Source organism: Herbiconiux sp. J20-20 (assembly GCF_057365085.1).
This window is the reverse complement of the sequence record NZ_CP195122.1, coordinates 332,390-350,147: the sequence shown is the minus strand read 5'-3', so window position 1 is coordinate 350,147 and position 17,758 is coordinate 332,390. Positions and strand designations below refer to the sequence as shown.

The 17,758-nt window shown below is 69.8% G+C and carries 19 protein-coding genes; all 19 read right to left on the bottom strand.

Annotated features, from left to right (window positions below):
- Window position 1 precedes the first annotated feature (1 nt).
- A complete protein-coding gene (locus tag ACR3ZA_RS01650) occupies window positions 2-1,021 on the bottom strand; it encodes an aliphatic sulfonate ABC transporter substrate-binding protein (protein ID WP_473659504.1) in 1,020 nt (339 codons plus the stop codon).
- A 52-nt stretch (window positions 1,022-1,073) separates the two neighbouring features.
- On the bottom strand, window positions 1,074-1,928 hold the full coding sequence (locus ACR3ZA_RS01645) for an ATP-binding cassette domain-containing protein (protein ID WP_473659501.1): 855 nt from the start codon (window positions 1,926-1,928) through the stop codon (window positions 1,074-1,076).
- An 87-nt stretch (window positions 1,929-2,015) separates the two neighbouring features.
- Window positions 2,016-2,885 (bottom strand): phosphonate ABC transporter, permease protein PhnE, encoded by an 870-nt coding sequence (gene phnE, locus ACR3ZA_RS01640; protein ID WP_473659499.1) that lies wholly within the window; start codon window positions 2,883-2,885, stop codon window positions 2,016-2,018.
- Window positions 2,882-3,697 carry a phosphonate ABC transporter, permease protein PhnE gene (gene phnE / locus ACR3ZA_RS01635; protein ID WP_473659497.1) on the bottom strand — a complete coding sequence of 272 codons (816 nt, stop codon included), beginning with the start codon at window positions 3,695-3,697 and terminating at the stop codon, window positions 2,882-2,884. The genes phnE (ACR3ZA_RS01640) and phnE (ACR3ZA_RS01635) overlap by 4 nt, the downstream gene beginning before the upstream one ends.
- Window positions 3,694-4,497, bottom strand: coding sequence for a phosphonate ABC transporter ATP-binding protein (gene phnC, locus ACR3ZA_RS01630; protein WP_473659495.1), 804 nt, complete (start codon window positions 4,495-4,497; stop codon window positions 3,694-3,696). The genes phnE (ACR3ZA_RS01635) and phnC overlap by 4 nt, the downstream gene beginning before the upstream one ends.
- 75 nt (window positions 4,498-4,572) lie before the next feature.
- The gene (locus ACR3ZA_RS01625) at window positions 4,573-5,532 is read right to left on the bottom strand and encodes a phosphate/phosphite/phosphonate ABC transporter substrate-binding protein (RefSeq protein WP_473659493.1); all 960 of its coding nucleotides are present in this window, start codon (window positions 5,530-5,532) and stop codon (window positions 4,573-4,575) included.
- A 131-nt stretch (window positions 5,533-5,663) separates the two neighbouring features.
- On the bottom strand, window positions 5,664-6,329 hold the full coding sequence (locus tag ACR3ZA_RS01620) for an HAD family hydrolase (RefSeq protein WP_473659491.1): 666 nt from the start codon (window positions 6,327-6,329) through the stop codon (window positions 5,664-5,666).
- A 4-nt stretch (window positions 6,330-6,333) separates the two neighbouring features.
- Entirely contained in the window at window positions 6,334-6,747 is a 414-nt protein-coding gene (gene nusB / locus ACR3ZA_RS01615; protein WP_473659490.1) for a transcription antitermination factor NusB, read from the bottom strand.
- Entirely contained in the window at window positions 6,747-7,310 is a 564-nt protein-coding gene (efp, locus tag ACR3ZA_RS01610; protein ID WP_473557536.1) for an elongation factor P, read from the bottom strand. Before efp ends, nusB begins: the two co-directional genes overlap by 1 nt.
- A gap of 82 nt (window positions 7,311-7,392) precedes the next feature.
- Entirely contained in the window at window positions 7,393-7,833 is a 441-nt protein-coding gene (locus ACR3ZA_RS01605; protein ID WP_473659488.1) for a type II 3-dehydroquinate dehydratase, read from the bottom strand.
- 30 nt (window positions 7,834-7,863) lie between these two features.
- A complete protein-coding gene (locus tag ACR3ZA_RS01600) occupies window positions 7,864-9,186 on the bottom strand; it encodes an FAD-binding protein (protein WP_473659486.1) in 1,323 nt (440 codons plus the stop codon).
- 73 nt (window positions 9,187-9,259) lie between these two features.
- Window positions 9,260-10,348 carry a 3-dehydroquinate synthase gene (gene aroB / locus ACR3ZA_RS01595; RefSeq protein ID WP_473659484.1) on the bottom strand — a complete coding sequence of 363 codons (1,089 nt, stop codon included), beginning with the start codon at window positions 10,346-10,348 and terminating at the stop codon, window positions 9,260-9,262.
- Window positions 10,330-10,833 (bottom strand): shikimate kinase, encoded by a 504-nt coding sequence (locus ACR3ZA_RS01590; RefSeq protein ID WP_473659482.1) that lies wholly within the window; start codon window positions 10,831-10,833, stop codon window positions 10,330-10,332. Before ACR3ZA_RS01590 ends, aroB begins: the two co-directional genes overlap by 19 nt.
- Window positions 10,830-12,035, bottom strand: a complete 1,206-nt coding sequence (aroC, locus tag ACR3ZA_RS01585; RefSeq protein ID WP_473659480.1) for a chorismate synthase — start codon at window positions 12,033-12,035, stop codon at window positions 10,830-10,832. Before aroC ends, ACR3ZA_RS01590 begins: the two co-directional genes overlap by 4 nt.
- A 13-nt stretch (window positions 12,036-12,048) precedes the next feature.
- Window positions 12,049-12,894, bottom strand: a complete 846-nt coding sequence (locus ACR3ZA_RS01580; RefSeq protein ID WP_473659478.1) for a shikimate dehydrogenase — start codon at window positions 12,892-12,894, stop codon at window positions 12,049-12,051.
- Window positions 12,887-14,224 carry an endolytic transglycosylase MltG gene (mltG, locus tag ACR3ZA_RS01575; protein ID WP_473659476.1) on the bottom strand — a complete coding sequence of 446 codons (1,338 nt, stop codon included), beginning with the start codon at window positions 14,222-14,224 and terminating at the stop codon, window positions 12,887-12,889. The genes ACR3ZA_RS01580 and mltG overlap by 8 nt, the downstream gene beginning before the upstream one ends.
- Window positions 14,225-14,227: 3 nt before the next feature.
- Window positions 14,228-14,689, bottom strand: coding sequence for a Holliday junction resolvase RuvX (ruvX, locus tag ACR3ZA_RS01570; RefSeq protein WP_473659474.1), 462 nt, complete (start codon window positions 14,687-14,689; stop codon window positions 14,228-14,230).
- A 1-nt stretch (window position 14,690) separates the two neighbouring features.
- Window positions 14,691-17,348 (bottom strand): alanine--tRNA ligase, encoded by a 2,658-nt coding sequence (gene alaS / locus ACR3ZA_RS01565; protein WP_473659472.1) that lies wholly within the window; start codon window positions 17,346-17,348, stop codon window positions 14,691-14,693.
- A gap of 74 nt (window positions 17,349-17,422) precedes the next feature.
- Window positions 17,423-17,650, bottom strand: a complete 228-nt coding sequence (locus ACR3ZA_RS01560) for a hypothetical protein (protein ID WP_473659470.1) — start codon at window positions 17,648-17,650, stop codon at window positions 17,423-17,425.
- Window positions 17,651-17,758: the final 108 nt, after the last annotated feature.

The following is a 17,758-nucleotide window of genomic DNA, read 5'->3' as shown; positions in this document are numbered from 1 at the left end:
CTCAGCCCACCCGGCTCGGGTCGGCGGCGTCGGCGAACGTCGTGTTGAACAACGTCTCGAGCGCGGCGTCGGCCTGGTCCTGCGAGGGGATGTCGCCGTTGGCGACCTGGATCGGTCCGACGACCTCGAGCACCGAGTACTGCGCGGCGCCCGGGGCGAAGTCGAGGTCGATCACGGTGCGCTCCAGGAGCACCACCTTGGCGACCTCGAGGTCGAGGCCCGAGACGTCGGCGAGCAGCTGCGCGGTCTCGTCCGGGTTCTCCAGCGCCCAGGCGCGGGCCTTCTCGTAGGCGTCGGCGACGACCTGCGCGAGGTCGGCGTTGTTGGTGATGAAGTCCTCGGTCGCGTTGAGGAAGCCGTAGGTGTTGAAGTCGACGTTGCGGTAGAACAGCTCCACACCGTCATTCAGCTCGTGCGCGGCCATCATCGGGTCGAGCCCCGACCAGGCGTCGACACTGCCGTTGACCAGCGCGACGCCGCCGTCGGCGTGCTGCAAGTTCTGGATGTCGACCTCGCTCGGGTCGACGCCCGCCTCGTCGAGCGCCTGCAGCAGGAAGAAGTACGGGTCGGTGCCGATGGTGACCGCAACCGTCTTGCCGCGCAGGTCCGCCACCGACTCGATGCCGCTGCCGGGCAGCGTGACGAGCGCCGACCACTCGGGCTGGGTGTAGATCCCGATGGTCTGGATGGGCGAGCCGTTGGCCCGCGCCAGCAGCGCCGCCGATCCGGCCGTCGAGCCGACGTCGAGGGCGCCGGCGCGCAGGCCTTCGTTCGCCTTGTTCGATCCGAGCGACTGGGTCCAGGTCACCGCGACGTCGTCGCCGAGGGTGTCTTCGATCCAGCCCTGCTCCTTGATGATCAGGCTGAGCGGGTTGTAGGTGGCGAAGTCGAGGCTGAGCGTCGACTTGCTCCACTCGCCGCCCGCGCCGGCGTCGGGCGTCGCGTTCTCGCCGGCGCAGCCCGTGAGGGCGAGCGAGGCGATGACCGCGGTGGCCGCGGCGGCCAGGAGGGTCTTCTTCATGAGGTGTCCTTTGTGCTGTGGGGAGGTGATGCGGATGGGGTTGGGGGTGCGATCAGTCGCCGCGCTGCGCGCGCTGCGCCTTGATCGCCTTGGTGATGTAGTTCTCGGGGTGGTGCGTCTCGACTCCGAGAAGGTCGAGAAGTTCGGCGCGGAGGATCGCGATTCCGGGGTCGGCACGGTCCCGCGGTCGAGGCTTGCCCACCTCGAGGATGCGGCGGATCGACGCGCCCGGATGCGCCTCCTGGGTGCCCAGCAGCACGATCCGGTCGGCGAGCTGCAGCGCCTCGTCGACGTCGTGGGTGACGAGCACGATCGTCGCGGGTTCTGCCGCGTGGATGTCGAGCAGCAGGTCCTGCATGGTGAGCCGGGTCAGCGCGTCGAGGGCGCCGAACGGCTCATCGAGCAGGAGCACCCCCGGACCGCGGGCCAGGGCGCGGGCAAGCGAGGCGCGCTGCGCCATGCCGCCGGAGATCTGACGCGGGCGGAGCTCCGCGGCGTGGTCGAGCTGCACGAGCTTCAGCAGCTCCGTCACGCGGGCCGTGCCTTCGGCGCGGTCGGTTCCGCGCGGCAGGCCGAGCTCGACGTTGCGCTGAATGGAGCGCCACGGCAGCAGCCGCGGCTCCTGGAAGGCGACCGCGCTTCGCTGGTCGACATCCGCCACCGGGCTGCCATCGATGCGCAGCTCGCCCGCGTTCGGCCGGTCGAGCCCGCTGATCAGACGCAGCAGGGTCGACTTGCCGCAGCCGGACGGCCCGAGCAGGGCGACGATCTCGCCGGGTCGGACCTCGAGGTCGACGTCGCGCAGGATGACGCGGGAGTCCCCGGCGTCGGTCGGGAAGCTGCGGCCGACGCCACGCAGCCCGACGCGGAGCGCGGGCGAGGTGGCGACGGAGGTGACGGCGGGCATGGCTGTGAAGTTACGGACATCGCCGCCCCAACTCAACGCGGCGTGTCACGAAGCGAAACCTTGCGTCACACTTCGTCTTTCACGGCGTCACACGACGGCGCCGGCACTCCCCGTGGGGGCCCCGGCGATGATGCGGTGGCGCACCGCCCCCGAGATCGCGTCGACGATCATCGTCACGAGAATGATCACGATGAGCGCGATTCCGATGCGATCCCAGTCGCGCTGGTCGAACACCCGCGACAGCAGCGAGCCGATTCCGCCGGCGCCGACGACGCCGAGGATCGCCCCGGCGCGGATGTTCACCTCGAAGCGGTACAGCCAGAACGCGATCACCTCGGGCATCACCTGCGGCAGGATGGCCCAGCGCATCACCTGCAGCGGATTCGCTCCCGAGGAGCGCACTGATTCGACCGGTCCGGTGTCGATGCCTTCGATCACCTCACTGGTGAGCTTGCCGAGCGTGCCGATCGAGCCGACGCCGAGCGCGAGGGCTCCGGGCAGCGGCCCGAGGCCGAAGATCGGCACCATGATGACGATCGCGAAGATGACGTCGGGCACGGTGCGGATGGCGTTGAGCACCTGCCGGGTCGGCACCACGATCCAGCGGGGCGCGGTGTTGGAGGCGGCGAGGAACCCGATCGGGAACGACAGCAGCGCGCCGATCACCGTTCCGACCCACGCCATCGCGAGCGACTGCCCCATGAACTCGAGCGAGGTGAGCCAGTACTCGGCGTAGGGCGCCTCGAACGGGTTGTTGAGCGCGCCGCGCAGCATGAGCCCGGTGTAGGTGACGAAGTTCTCGGGGAACTGCGCGAGCCGCTCCCACTTGATCTCGATCGCCGAGAGGCACAGCAGCACGATGGCGAGCGCGATCAGCTCGATCGTGATGACGCGCCACTTCTTGGGCGGCGCCGGGCGCGCAGTCTGCGGACGCGTCGCGGGCACGGTGGCGGTCATCGGGCCAGCCTCCGTCGCAGGTAGCCGGAGCTCTGATCGATCAGGAACACGACCACGAACAGCAGCACGATGATCGCCGAGAGGTTGTCGTAGTTGAACCGGGCGAGCTGCACCGCGATCTGCGTTCCGATGCCGCCGGCGCCAACGAATCCGAGCACCACCGAGGCGCGCACGTTGAGCTCGAACACGTACATCGAGTACGACACGTAGTTGGGCAGGATCTGCGGCAGCACGGCAACGCGGGAGCGCTGCACGACGTTCGCCCCGGAGGCGTCCGCCGCCTCCAACGGCCCCGGATCGACCGCGTCGATCGTCTCGGCCGTGAGCTTGGCGATGATGCCGATGTTGAACATGATGAGCGCCAGCACGCCGGCGAGGGCGCCGATGCCGACGAAGGCGACGAAGAGCAGCCCCCAGACCACGTCGGGAAGAGAGCGCCCGACCGACAGGATCAGCTTCGCCGCCCGGTACACGATCGCGTTAGGGTTCGAGACGGTCGAGGCGAAGAATGAGACCACGAGCGCGATGCCGGTGCCGACGACGGTCGCCACGACGGCAGTGGCGAGGGTGACCGACATCGGCTGGATGGTCTGGACGAGGAAGCTCCAGTCGGGAGCGAAGAACTGGCTGATGATGAACCAGCCGCGGCCCGTGTCGGTGAACAGCGGCAGGATCGTGAAGTCGATCGCACTGCCCGCCACGATCGTGACGATGACGGCGATCGCGATGAGCGACCACGCGCCGAGCGGGGGCCGCGGGCGTGCCGGACGCGCCGTTCGACTCGGCGCGGCAGAGGCGGTGGCCGCGGTCATGCGGTGGCGCCGGGAGCCGCGTCCGCCACCGCTCCCGCGTCGGGCAGCAGGTCTTCGGCGGTGAGCGAGCGTCCGTAGATCTCGGCGAACACGGCGTCGTCGGCATCCTCCGGCGGACCGTCGAAGACGATCTTGCCGCCGCGCATCCCGATGATCCGCTGCGCGTAGGTGCGCGCCAGGTCGAGGAAGTGCAGGTTGACGACCGTGGTGATGCCGAGGTCGCGGTTGATCCGGCGCAGGTCGCGCATGACCAGGTTGGCGGTGGGCGGGTCGAGCGAGGCGACCGGTTCGTCGGCGAGGATCACGTCGGGCTGCTGGGCGAGAACGCGCGCGATCGCGACGCGCTGCTGCTGGCCGCCGGAGAGCTGCGAGGCCCGGGTGTACGCCTTCTCGACGATGCCGACGCGCTCGAGGGCCTGGAAGGCGAGCTCGATGTCGGACTTGCGGTACCAGCCGAGCAGGGCGCGCCAGGTGGGCGTCGCGTGCAGTCGGCCGACCAGCACGTTGTTCAGCACGCTCGTGCGGGTGACGAGGTTGAAGGACTGGAAGACCATGCCCACCTTGGAGCGCAGGCGCCGCAGGGCGCCCTTCTTGGCACCGTCGACCCGCTGGCCCGAGACCTCGAGCTCTCCCCCGGTCGGGGTCACCAGACCGTTGATCGAGCGCACCAGCGTTGACTTGCCGGCCCCCGAGAGCCCCACCACGACGACGAACTGGCCGTCGGGGATCTCGAGATCGATCTCGTCGAGACCGATGGTCCCGTTCGGGTAGCGCACGGACACCTTCGCGAAGCGGATCACAGACCCATCCTCCCCCATCGAGAAACTCGGGGACAGCGCCGCAGCGCCGCCCCCGAGTTGCGGAACTTCTTCGGACTACTCGCCGAAGTTGGCCTCGACCTGGCGCGCTGCGTCGAGCGCGTCGAGGTCGGCGGGCACGAGTCCGTCGATGTTGTAGATGGCGTTGAGGATGGCGATGCCGTCCTCGGTGTCGGCAATGGCGAGGAACGCGTCGGTGATCGCCGTCTTCAGGTCCGCCGGCAGGTCACCGCCCACCGCGATGCCATCGTTCGGGATGTTGGTCGACCAGGCGAAGACGGTGACATCCGTGCCCACGGTCGGGATCTCCTCGACGACGTTGGAGCGCGCGTCGTTGTAGCTGGTTCCGACGGTGGCCTCGCCGCGGGCGACGGCGCTGACCGCGTTCGGGTGTCCGCCCGCGAAGAACGCGCCGGTCAGGTTGAACGGGTCGAGTCCGACTTCCTGGAGCTGCGTGGCCGGGTAGTAGTAGCCGGAGGCCGAGCCCTCATCGACGAAGGCGATGACCTCGTCCTCGGTGATGTTCGCGAGCGCGTCCTGACCGACGGGGCCGGACTCGGCGGTGTCGGTGCCGTTGCAGAAGGTGTAGCCGTCTTCGTCGGTCACGATGTCGGTCGTGCAGAAGCGGTCGGTGTCGTTGGTGAACCACTGCGTGACGTAGGTGCTCGATCCGAAGCGGACCGACTGCAGCACCGCTTCGGCCCCGGCCTGGTCGACGGCCTGCACGAGCGCGATCGGGCCGAACATGCCGACGTGGGCCTGGCCTGCCTGCATGGCGACGACGAGGGCGTTGTAGCTGTCGGTCACGATGACATCGACGGGCATGTCGAGCTGCTCCTCGAGGAGCCCCGCGAGCTCTTCGCCGTCGAGCACGAGCTGGTCGACGTCCTGCGACGGCACCAGGCCGACGACGAGCGTCTCGGGCGCCTCCGGCGCCGCGTTGTCGGTCGTCGCACACGCCGAGAGTGCGAGACCCGCGACCGCGACGGTCGCCAGGGTCAGGAACGATTTCTTCACGATGTCCTCCATGCCTCAATCGCCGCCGAGGTGCGGCGCTGGAATAGCTGCCCCGCAAACGGGGGCACCGTTCCACGTTAAGCGTGCCTCGGATTCCTGCTGAGCGCGAGACGTGAGAGTTTCCCCAACGTTTACATTGCGAGGGCGTCGGCCCAGTCGCGGATCGCCGGATACAGCTCTTCCGCCGTGGACGCGCGGCGGGTCGGCGTTCCGTCGCCCCGCTGGTGTCGATCGATCAGGAAGGTGACGCCGTCGCGCGCCTGGATCTCGGCGTGGTCGTTCTCCCAGATGTCGCCGAGACTCGCCAGCGCGGCGCCGGAGGCGTGCACGCCCGCACGATCGAGCGCAGCGGCCATGCCCACGGGCTTCCGGGCGTCGGTCACCACCTGGTCGAGCACGTCGGCGAGGCCGAGCCCGTCGATCACCTCGTCGAGTCCCCCGGCCGGCGAGTTGGTGATGAGGATGCGGGAGACGTCGTGCAGCTCGGCGAGCAGGTCGCGCATCCCCTCGGGGGCGCGCACCTCGCCGATCCAGCTGGCGATGTCGGCACGGCTGCGCTGGAACGCCTCCTGCAGCACCTCGCGCGGGACCTCGGCCTCGCGCGCGAGCGCCGCGACGGCCTGATAGCCGTCGCGGGCGGAGTCGAGCCCCCCGCCGCGGGCGAGGAAGGCATCCAGTCGCGACAGGCGCTCCGCACCATCGCGCACGTTCGCGAAAGCGTGGCGCGCGTACTCGCGCACGGGCGCATCGCCGACACAGAGCGTGCCGTCGAAGTCGAGGATGAGCGCGCCCCGCATGCCGCTACTCCTGGCTGCGCGCGACCCCGCCGAGCAGTCCGTTGAGGAACCCCGCGGAGTCTTCGGTGCTCATGATCGTGGCCGCCTCGACGGCCTCCGAGATCGCCACCGGGTTCGGCACCTCGGGGTTGAACAGGATCTCCCAGGTCGCCAGCCGCGCAAGCGCGCGGTCGAGCGCGGGCATCCGGTCCAGCTTCCAGCCCTGCGCGTGCTCGATGATCACGGCGTCGATCTCGTCGAGGTGCTCCTGCACGCCGGCCACGATCTCACGCGCGTAGAGCCACGACGACTCGCGCTGCGGCTGCGACGCCGCGCGCACCGACTCGTCGGCCAGGAGGTCGGCGATCGGAATACCGCGAACGTCGGCCCCGAACAGGATGTCGAGCGCGCGCTTGCGGGCCTTGGTCCGTGCGCTCACTAGTCGGTCACGCGACCGAGGTACGAGCCGTCACGCGTGTCGACCTTGACGCGGGTGTTTTGCTCGAGGAAGAGCGGAACCTGAATCTCGTAGCCGGTCTCGAGCGTCGCGGCCTTGGTGCCCGCGCTCGAGCGGTCGCCCTGCAGGCCCGGCTCGGTGTACGTGACCTCGAGCACGACGGAGGCGGGGAGCTCGACGTAGAGCGCCTCGCCGTCGTGGGTCGCGATGGTCGCGATCTGGTTCTCGAGCATGAAGTTGGCGGCGTCGCCGACGACGGCGGCGGGAATGGTGCGCTGGTCGTAGTCGCTCGTGTCCATGAACACGAAGTCTTCGCCGTCCTTGTACAGGAACTGGAAGTCGCGGCGGTCGACGGTCGCGAAGTCGATCTTGGTGCCGGCGTTGAACGTGCGGTCGACGGTCTTGCCGCTCATCACGTTCTTGAGCTTGGTGCGCACGAAGGCGCCACCCTTGCCCGGCTTGACGTGCTGGAACTCGATGACGTTCCAGAGCTGGCCGTCGATGGACAGCACGCTGCCGTTCTTGATGTCGTTGGTGGTCGCCATGTTTTGCCTCCTGGAGCGGGTCGGGTAGCCGAGAAGCGGCGTATCGAGACCCCGCAGTGCCGCAGTCGAGTGTAGACGAGCGTCAGTTCGCGCGACGAACCGCCGCGAGGGCGAGCACGTACGAGTCGAAGCCGAACCCCGCGATGACGCCCGAGGCGATGCCCGAGATCACGCTGGTGTGCCGGAAGGTCTCCCGCGCGTGCGGGTTCGAGATGTGCACCTCGACGAGCGGAAGGCCCGCCTTGGTGACGAGCGCGGCCGCGTCGCGCAGCGCGTAGCTGTAGTGCGTGAAGGCCGCCGGATTCAGGATGACCGGGGCGTTCGCGTCGACCGCCTCGTGCAGCCAGCCGATCAGCTCGCCCTCGTCGTCGGTCTGCCGCAGATCGATCTCGATGCCCTCTGCGCTCGGATCGCTCGCGAGCATCACGCGCAGCGCCGACAGATCCTGGTGCCCGTAGACCTCCGGCTCCCGGCTGCCGAGGCGGCCGAGGTTGGGGCCGTTGAGAACGAAGACGCGCGTCATGACTGCGAGCCTAGCGAAGGCGCGCGTGACTCAGACCGGGACGATGTTGTGATTGTGCGCGAATACGTTCTCCGGATCCCACGTCCGCTTGACGGCGCGGAGGCGTTCGAGCGTCGCGGCCGGGTACATCTCATCGAGCAGTGTGGGTGATCGATCGTTGCGGAAGTTCCCGTAGGTGCCGAGACTGCGTCCCCCGGTCGCAGCGCGCCACATCTCGTACACGCCCTCCGCCTGCGCGGCGGGCGTCCCGGGAGGGAAGAACGCGACCAGGAGGGCCAGCACGTCGGCGTCGCGATGGGCGAAGGCCGTCGCGTCGCTCGGGACGCGACTGTAGGCACCGCCGAGGCTGCGCAGCATGAGCATCGAGTTCTCGAACGTGCGATGGACGCGCACCAGCTCGTCGACGGTGTCGTCGTCGAACCTGCCGAAGAAGTCGGAGGTGAAGGCCATCAGCGGCGGCGGGCCATCCATCTCGAAGTCGTCGTCGAGAAGGGACCGGTAGGGCACCGCGGCGAGCTCGCCGCCTCGAACCCCCGGATGCTCGGCGAACGCGGCCGTCGCGGTGCGCGCCGCCGCGATCGAGTCCCCCGCCCAGGCGGCGATGATCTGCAGCGAGGCGGGCATCTCGGGGCCGAGGGCCGGCATCGAGACGAGCGTTGCGGTGAGCTCGTCCGGCGCCGCGGCCATCACGTCGCGCCACAGCCTCGTGACGGCGATGAGCTCGTCGAGCTCGTAGTCGAAGGTTCCGGCGATGACGCCGGTGAGGCGACGCGCGCGGAACTCGAATCGGGTCACGATGCCGAAATTGCCGCCTCCGCCGCGGAGCGCCCAGAACAGCTCCGAGTTCTCCGCGTCATCCGCGCGCACGACCTCGCCCGACGCCGTGACCAGTTCGACGCCGAGGAGGTTGTCGATGGTGAGTCCCTGCGAGCGGACCATCCAGCCGATGCCGCCGCCCAGGGCGAGTCCGCCCACCCCGACGCTCGCGGTGTCGCCCGAGGACAGCGCCAGACCGTGCTCGGCGAGGACGGTCGCCACGTCGCCCCAGCGCGCGCCGCCGCCGACGCGGACGACGTCGCCGACCACCTCGATGTCGGCGAGGTCGGCCAGATCGATCACGATGCCGCCGTCGTTGGTGCCCCAGGCCGTATGGCCGCCGCTGCGGACGGAGATCGGCAGACGCTCCCGCGTCGCCGCGCGGACAGCGGCCGCGACTCCGGCGGGCGTGCGCGGCCGCACGATGGCGAGTGGGCTGCCCACCCGGGATTCCGAGGTGGCGGCCACGAGGTAGCCGTCGTCACCCGGACGAATCACTGCACCCGGCTCGTCGCCGAGGAGGTCCTCAACGCTCATGGGGCCAGCGTAAGCACTTGCACCGCGGCGTCAAGAGGACCTTTTTGTCCACCCCTCTCGGGCGCGGGAGAAGCTACTCGGCGATCTCCTGGTACGCGGTGAACAGCAGCGACTCGTCGACGCCGTTGAGGGTCGTCGGACGGCCGATCCCGTCGAGCACGATGAAGCGCAGCATCGAGCCGCGCGCCTTCTTGTCGCGCTGCATCGTCGCGAAGAGCGTCTTCCATCGCCCGAGCGGGTAGCTGGTGGGAAGGCTCAGCGATTCGAGGATGCGGCGGTGCCGATCCACCTCCTCGTCGCTGAGGGAGCGAGTCAGTCGCGACAGCTCGGCGGCGAACATCATGCCGATCGACACGGCGGCGCCGTGCCGCCACTGGTAGCGCTCGGCGTGCTCGATCGCGTGGCCGAGGGTGTGCCCGTAGTTCAGGATCTCGCGCAGTCCCTGCTCGGTGAAGTCCTCCCCGACGACCCGCGCCTTGACGGCGATCGCGAGCTCGATGCACCGGCGGAACTCCGCCGCCGTCGGATCGGTCGCGGCATCCACATCAGCTTCCACGATGTCGAGGATCTCCGGCTCGGCGATGAACCCGGCCTTCACCACCTCGGCGTAGCCGGCGAGGATCTCGTTCTTCGGCAGACCGTTCAGCAGGTCGAGGTCGCAGAGCACCGCCCGCGGCGCGTGGAACGCCCCGACGAGGTTCTTGCCCTCCGCCGTGTTGATGCCCGTCTTGCCGCCGACGGCCGCATCCACCATGCCGAGCACCGTGGTGGGGATCTGGATGACGTCGACGCCGCGCAACCACGTCGCGGCCACGAATCCGGCGAGGTCGGTGGTCGCGCCGCCGCCCAGGCCGATGACGACGTCGCTGCGGGTGAAGTCGGTCTGGCCCATGATCTGCCAGCAGAACGCGGCGACCTCGACGCGCTTGGCGCCTTCGGCATCCGGGATCTCAGCGAGATAGACCTGGTACTGCGTGGACAGCTGCTCGCGCAGCGCCTCGGCGCGCGCGCCGAGCGTCGGCGCGTGCACGATGAGAACGCGCGCCACGGCGGCGCCGAGCTGGCTCGGCAGCGTGTCGAGCAGTCCGCGCCCGATGGTCACGTCGTAGCCGGGGGTCCCGGCCACGTGAATCGTCGTTGCACTCACGGCGTCTGCAGCCATGCGGCCACCTCCTGGGCGATGTCGTCGTTGCGGCGACCGTCGGTGGCGACCGTGAGGCGCGCGAGTCGCTCGTAGATAGGTCGGCGGGCGTCGAAGATGCGCTGCCAGCTCTCGATGCCGTCCTTCACCAGCGGACGGCTGCCGTCGACGAGCCTCGGCGCGACCGTCTCGGCGGTCACCGTCAGGTAGACGACGGGCAGCTCGCCCAGGTCGGCCTGCGTGTCGGAGTCGAGCACCGCTCCCCCGCCGAGCGAGACGACGTGGTCCGTCGCCAGAGCCGCGGCCACCGACTCTCGCTCGAGGCGGCGGAAGTGCGCCTCGCCGTGCTCCTCGAAGATCTCGGGGATCGGCCCGTGCGCGGCGACGACGACCTTGTCGGTGTCGGTGAAGCCGGTGCCGAGAAGCCGCGCGACGCGCTTGCCGATGCGCGTCTTCCCGGCGCCCATCGGACCGATGAAGACGGCCGCGGGGTGCACAGCGCTCACTCGGTGACCGTCGCGGAGGCGGTGCGAAGCGACTCGGGGATCGCCGCCAGGTACGCGTCGAGGTTGCGGCGCGTTTCGCCGATCGAGTCGCCGCCGAACTTCTCGAGCATCGCGTTGGCGAGCACCAGCGCCACCATGGCCTCGGCGACGACACCCGCGGCGGGCACGGCGCAGACGTCCGAGCGCTGGTGGTGCGCGGCCGCCTCCTCGCCGCTGGCGACGTCGACGGTGCGCAGCGCGTGCGGAACGGTCGCGATCGGCTTCATGCCGGCGCGGACGCGCAGCAGCGTGCCGGTCGACATGCCGCCCTCGGTGCCGCCGGCCTTATCGCTGAGTCGCCCGATGACGCCGTCGGCGGTGACGATCTCGTCGTGCGCCTGCGATCCGGGGCGGCGCGTGGTCTCGAAGCCGTCGCCGATCTCGACGCCCTTGATCGCCTGGATGCCCATGATCGCGGCCGCGAGCTGCGCATCCAGCCGACGGTCCCAGTGCACGTAGCTGCCGAGCCCCGGCGGGAGGCCGTAGGCGAGCACCTCGACAACGCCGCCGAGCGTATCGCCGTCGTCGTGGGCGCGGTCGATGCGCGCCACCATCTCAGCGCTCGTGGCCGCGTCGAAACAGCGCAGCGGATCCGCATCCAGGGCGTCCACGTCATCGGGCGTGGGCAGCGGGGCGCCGTCGGGCACGCGGACCGTCTCGATCGAGAGGGTGTGCGCGACCAGACGCACGCCGAGCTCGCCGAGGAAGGCACGAGCGACGGCGCCGAGGGCGACGCGGGCCGCCGTCTCGCGGGCGCTCGCGCGCTCGAGCACGTTGCGCGACTCGGGGAAGTCGTACTTCTGCATGCCGACGAGGTCGGCGTGGCCCGGGCGGGGTCGCGTCAGCGCGGCCCCTCGACCCTTCGGCAGGGTCTCCGGGTCGACCGGCGTGGCGCTCATCACGTCGACCCAGCGCGGCCACTCGGTGTTGCCCACGCGCAGTGCGACCGGACCGCCGACGGTCTTGCCGAAGCGGATGCCGCCCGAGATCGAGAGCTCGTCCTGTTCGAACTTCATGCGCGCGCCTCGGCCGTAGCCGAGCTTGCGACGCTGCAGGTCGTCTTGGATCTGTTCAGGCGAGATCGGCACGCCCGCGGGCATGCCCTCGAGAATCGCGACGAGTTCGGGGCCGTGCGATTCCCCGGCGGTCAACCAACGAAGCATGTCGTCGATTCTTTCAGGTTCCCAGCCCGACGGCCGACCGCATCGCATCGCGGACCTCGTCTTCGCGCTCTAGCGCGACATCGGCGGACCCCGAGACGAAGATGCGCACCTGCGCCACGGCCTGGTGCACGAGCATCTCGAGACCACTCACGACGCGCCCGGAGGCCTGCTGCCACGAGGTCGCCAGGGCGCTCGGCCACGGGTCGTAGGCGACGTCGAACAAGACGGCCCGACTCCGCAGCTCGGCCGAGAACTCGTGCTCGACCGCGGCACCACCGGGGAGGGTCGAGATGACCGCGTCCGGCAGCTGTGCGCCACGGGATTCACCGAAGCGCACCCGCGTGAGCTCGATTCCCAGTCGCTCGGCCAGCGGAATCAGAGACTCCGCACGGGCGACGTCGCGCACGGCGACCCGTGCGGCGCGCGCGCCCAGTTGGCCCGCCGCGACCAGGGCGCTCTGCGCGGTGGCGCCCGCACCCAGGATCTCAACCGTGTCGAGCGCCGTGACCCCGTGATCGCCGAAGGCGCGCACGATGCCCTCCACGTCGGTGTTGAAGCCGCGACGCGCCCCGTCGCCGAGGAGCAGCGTGTTGGCGGCGCCCACCACATCGACGAGCGGGTCGCGTTCATCGAGCAGCGAGAGCACCACATGCTTGTGCGGCATCGTCAGCGAGAGACCCCGCCAGGAGTCGTCCAGGCCCGCCACGAAATCTCCGAGCTGCGCCGCATCCAGCTCGATCGCCTCGTAGCTCCAGTCGAGCCCCAGCACGCGGTACGCGGCCGCATGCAGCGCCGGCGACTTCGAGTGCGAGATCGGCGAACCGAGCACCGCGAGGCGGAGCTCGGGCGACTCAGGCACAGTACGCCGCGTTCTCCGTGCTGGCAGCGCACCAGGCCTGGAGCTGCGCGACGGCGGCGAGGTGCTGATCAACGGTCTCCGAGAACACCGTCTCACCGGTCTTCAGGTTGATCGGAACGAAGAACATCCACGGGCCGTCGGCCGGGTTGAGCGCCGCATCGATCGCGGCCTCGCCGGGCAGGCCGATCGGCCCGATCGGGAGCCCGTCGTTGGCGTAGGTGTTGTAGAGGTTGCTCGCGTCGGCGCGCTCCGCATCCGTCGTCCAGACGGTGTGCGTGTTGCCGGTTCCGTACGCGACCGTCGCGTCGGACTCGAGGCGCCAGCCCTGGTCGAGCCGGTTCTGGAAGACACGCGCGACCTTGTAGAAGTCGTCGATGTTCGATCCGGCCTCGCGCTGCACGATCGACGCCTTGATGAGCACCTCGAGCCGGTCTTCGGGGTCAACGCCCAGGGCATCCAGGCGCGAGAGCATCTCGTCGACGAGCAGCTGGATCACCTCGTTCGCGGTGACCCCCGGATCCAGCGGGTAGGTCGCCGGAAAGAGCCAGCCTTCGAGATTCGGCGCCTCGGACGGCACTCCGAACGCCGTCGGGTCGGAGGCTGCGGCGAGCAGCTCGTCGACCGTGATGTCGGTTGCCGAGGCGATGAGGGCGAAGGCGTCCTCGTAGGAGGTGCCCTCGGGGATCGTCACCGTGTTGGTGATCTTGTTCGCAGGATCCAGCAAAGCGTCGAGGGCCGCCTGGGCGCTCATCTGCTCCTGCAGCAGGAAGTTGCCGGGTTCGAAGCTGACGTCCGGACGCGTCAGCAGCAGATCGTAGAAGGCGTCGAAGGTCATCGTGACCCCCGCCTCGTTGAGGGTCTTGGCGACATCGGAGCCGATGTCGCCGCTCTGGATCACGATGGTGACCTCGACGCCGTTGCCGGCGCCCTCGTAGTCATTGGGAAGCTCCCACCCGAGCACCTCGCGGACCTTGTCCTCGTAGAGCACCCACACGGTGGCCGCGCCGCCGATGCCGACCGCCAGCAGAGCGATCAGCACCCAGAGCCACCAGAGGCGCCGCGTGCGCCGGGGACCGCGTTCTCCCCCACCGCGCGCGCCGCCGCGCTGGGCGGCTTCCCGGGCCGCGCGGCGCGAGCCGGGCGTGACCGCGTCGTGTGCGGGCGTCGCGGCGAACTTCGGCGCGGCGGGCGCCACGTCCGGTGCCGCGTGCTCCGGAACCCGCGGCTGCTCGGGGAACGCCGGGGGCGCCGGGGTGTCGCCCGGGCCCGATCCGGGCGTCGGAGTTCCGCTCGGCCGGAAGATGTCGTCCCAGCTGGGTTCTTGAGCCACGAGTCAGAGTCCTTCGTCAGGGGCAACCGCGACACCCGCCGGGCGACCGGCCGAGCGCTCGAAGTCGAGGGCGTTCTGCAGGATGATAACAGCGGCCGCCTGGTCGATCACGGCGCGCGAGGTGCGCGTATTCCGCCCCGCCTGGTGCAGTCCGCGCTGCGCGCTGACGGTCGACATCCGCTCGTCGACGAGCCGCACCGGCGGGCCTCCGAGCGTCGTCAGCCAGCGTGCGAACTCCCGGGCGTCCGCCGTCGAGGGCGTGTCCGTGCCGGCGAGCGAGAGCGGCAGGCCGACGACGATCTCGACGGGTGCGTACTCCTCGATGAGCGCGCGGAATGCGCCCTCATCGTCCTTCCCCCGCGGGTGCGACACAACCGGCGTGGCGAGCAGCCCGTCACGATCGCACACGGCAACCCCGACGCGCGCGCGGCCGACATCGACGCCGAGTCGGACTCCCGGGCGCACGCTAGCCCTTCAGTGCGCGACGAATGCCGTCGAGAGCCGCGGGGATCGCGGCCGCGTTGGCGCCGCCGCCCTGCGCCATGTCGTCCTTGCCGCCGCCGCCACCGCCGAGCTCCGTCGCGGCGACCTTGACCAGGGCACCGGCCTTGGCTCCCGCCTCGCGCGCTGCGGGCGTCGTCGCGACGATCACGACCGGCTTGCCGTCGACACGAGCCGCCAGGGCGACCACCGCAGCCTGCGCCGCGAGGCGCTCGCGCACGCTCGTCACGAGCGAGCGCACCTCGTCGGCGGAGCTGAGTTCGCCCAGGTCGTCGACGACGGCGATCACGTCGCCGATCGGCGTGGCTGCGTCGGCGAGGGCGGGAACGCGGCCCGCCAGCTGGCGCGCCTCGAAGGCGGCGATCTTCTTCTCGGCGGCCTTGAGGTCGGCGACGAGCTGCTCGATGCGTCCGGGAAGCTGATCCTTGGGCGTCTTGAGCGCGCTCGTCAGCTGCGAGACAAGGGTGCGCTCGGCCGCCAGCTCACGGAACGCGTCGATGCCGACGAGCGCCTCGACGCGGCGGTTCGTCGCCCCGACGCTCGACTCGCTGACCAGGTTCACCAGGCCGATCTCGGCGGAGGTGCGCACGTGCGTGCCGGCGCAGAGCTCGCGCGACCAGGGGCCGCCGATGTCGACCATCCGCACCGTCTCGCCGTACTTCTCGCCGAACAGCGCCATGGCTCCCGCCTTGCGCGCCTCGTCCAGCGGCAGGATGCGCGTCGTCACCTCGAGGTTGTCGCGCACCGCGTTGTTGGCGATCTCCTCGATCTCGCTCCGGGTCGCCGGGCTGAGCGCCTGGTTCCAGGAGAAGTCGAGCCGCATGTAGCCGGCCTTGTTGAACGAGCCGGACTGGTGCGCGTCGGAGCCGAGCGTGTCACGCAGCGCCGCGTGGATCAGGTGGGTGGCGGAGTGCGCCTGCGCGGCCGAGTGACGGTAGACGGCATCCACGACCGTCGTCGCGACGTCGTCCACGGCGACCTCGCCGGAGCGCACCTGCACGGTGTGGCTGATGAGGCCCTTGACGGGCTTCTGCACGTCGAGCACCTCGAGGTCGAAGCCGTTGCCGACGATCGAGCCCTGGTCAGCCGACTGTCCACCGGACTCCGCGTAGAGCGAGGTCTCGGCAAGGATCACCTCGGCGATCTCACCCGCGCTCGCCTTCAGCACCGGCTGGCCGTCGACCAGGATGCCGAGAATGCGCGACTCGGTCTCGAGATACTCGTATCCCGTGAACACGGTCTCGCCCTCGGCGCGGAAGCCGGAGTACACGGAGAGGTCCGCGATCTGGCCTTTCTTGGCCTTCGCGTCGGCCTTGGCGCGCTGACGCTGCTCCTGCATGAGCGAGTCGAACGCCGCGCGGTCGACGGACAGCCCCGCCTCCTCCGCGACCTCCAGCGTCAGGTCGATGGGGAACCCGAAGGTGTCGTGCAGCAGGAACGCGGTGTCGCCGGGCAGCGCCTCGCCGCCCGCCTTCTTCGTCTCGGCGACGGCGGTGTCGAGGATGGTGGTTCCACCCGCGAGCGTGCGCAAGAAGGTCTCCTCCTCGCCGAACGCGAGACGCGAGGTGCGCTCCCAGTGCTCGGCGACATCCGGGTAGGCCGGCGACATCGCGTCGCGCGACGCGGCGAACAGCTCCGGGAAGCTGGTCGAGTCGACGCCCAGCAGACGCATCGCGCGCACCACCCGGCGCATCAGACGGCGCAGGATGTACCCGCGGCCCTCGTTGCCCGGCGTCACTCCGTCGGTCATCAGCATGAGACTCGAGCGGACGTGGTCGGCGATGACACGCATGCGCACATCGTCGTCGTGGTCCGCGCCGTAGCGCCGTCCGGACAGCGCCGCGGCGCGATCGAGCACCGGACGCACCTGGTCGATCTCGTACATGTTGTCGACGCCCTGCTTGAGGAAGGCGACGCGCTCCATGCCCATGCCGGTGTCGATGTTCTTCTTCGGCAGCTCGCCGAGCACCGTGAAGTCGACCTTGCTGGTCACATCGGTGAGCAGGTACTGCATGAACACGAGGTTCCAGATCTCGATGTACCGCGTGTCGTCGACGGCGGGTCCGCCCTCCGGTCCGAACTCGGGTCCGCGGTCGAAGTAGATCTCTGAGCAGGGGCCGCCGGGGCCTGGCTGGCCGGTGTGCCAGTAGTTGTCGGCGCGCCCGAGCCGCTGGATGCGCTCCGCCGGCAGGCCGGCGATCTTCGTCCAGAGCGCCGCGGCCTCGTCGTCGTCCTCGTAGACCGTGACCCAGAGATCCTTCTCGGCGAAGCCGAGTCCGCCGTCGGACTCGGAGCTCGTGAGCAGCTCCCAGGCGTAGGCGATCGCCTGCTCCTTGAAGTAGTCGCCGAAGGAGAAGTTGCCGTTCATCTGGAAGAACGTGCCGTGCCGGGTGGTCTTGCCGACCTCCTCGATGTCGAGGGTGCGGATGCACTTCTGCACGCTCGTGGCGCGCGGGAACGGCGCCGGAACCACCCCGGTGAAGTACGGGATGAACGGGACCATGCCCGCCACCGTGAACAGGAGCGCCGGGTCATCGCTGACGAGCGAGGCCGAGGGCACGACCGTGTGGTCGCGCTCTCCGAAGAAGGTCAGCCAACGGCGTTGAATTTCAGCGGTCTGCACGGGGTGATCCTGACGGGCACAGCGGTGCCGGGTTGATGAGGGTGATGACGGGGGCGCTGCGCCGGTGCGCGGCGCTACTTGGTGCGGTTGGTGAGGTCGTTGATGACCTCTTCGGCGTTGGCGACGGCCTCACGCAGCTCGGCTTCGCGGGCCTTGTAGCCGTCGACGACGGCCGAGCCGAAGTCCTTGGCCTTCGCGTCGACGTCGGCGAAGAACTCCTTGCCCTGCGGGGTCTTGGAGAACTGGTGAGCCGCAACGAACCCCACGGCGGCACCGACGATCAGCAGCAGAACGTTCTTCATGAGAGCGAATCCTTCCGTCGAAGTGATCGGACGCCGGTCATGGCGCCGCCCGTCCAGCCTAGTCGGCATCGACGGCACGGATGCAGAGAGTGCGCCGTGACGCACGGA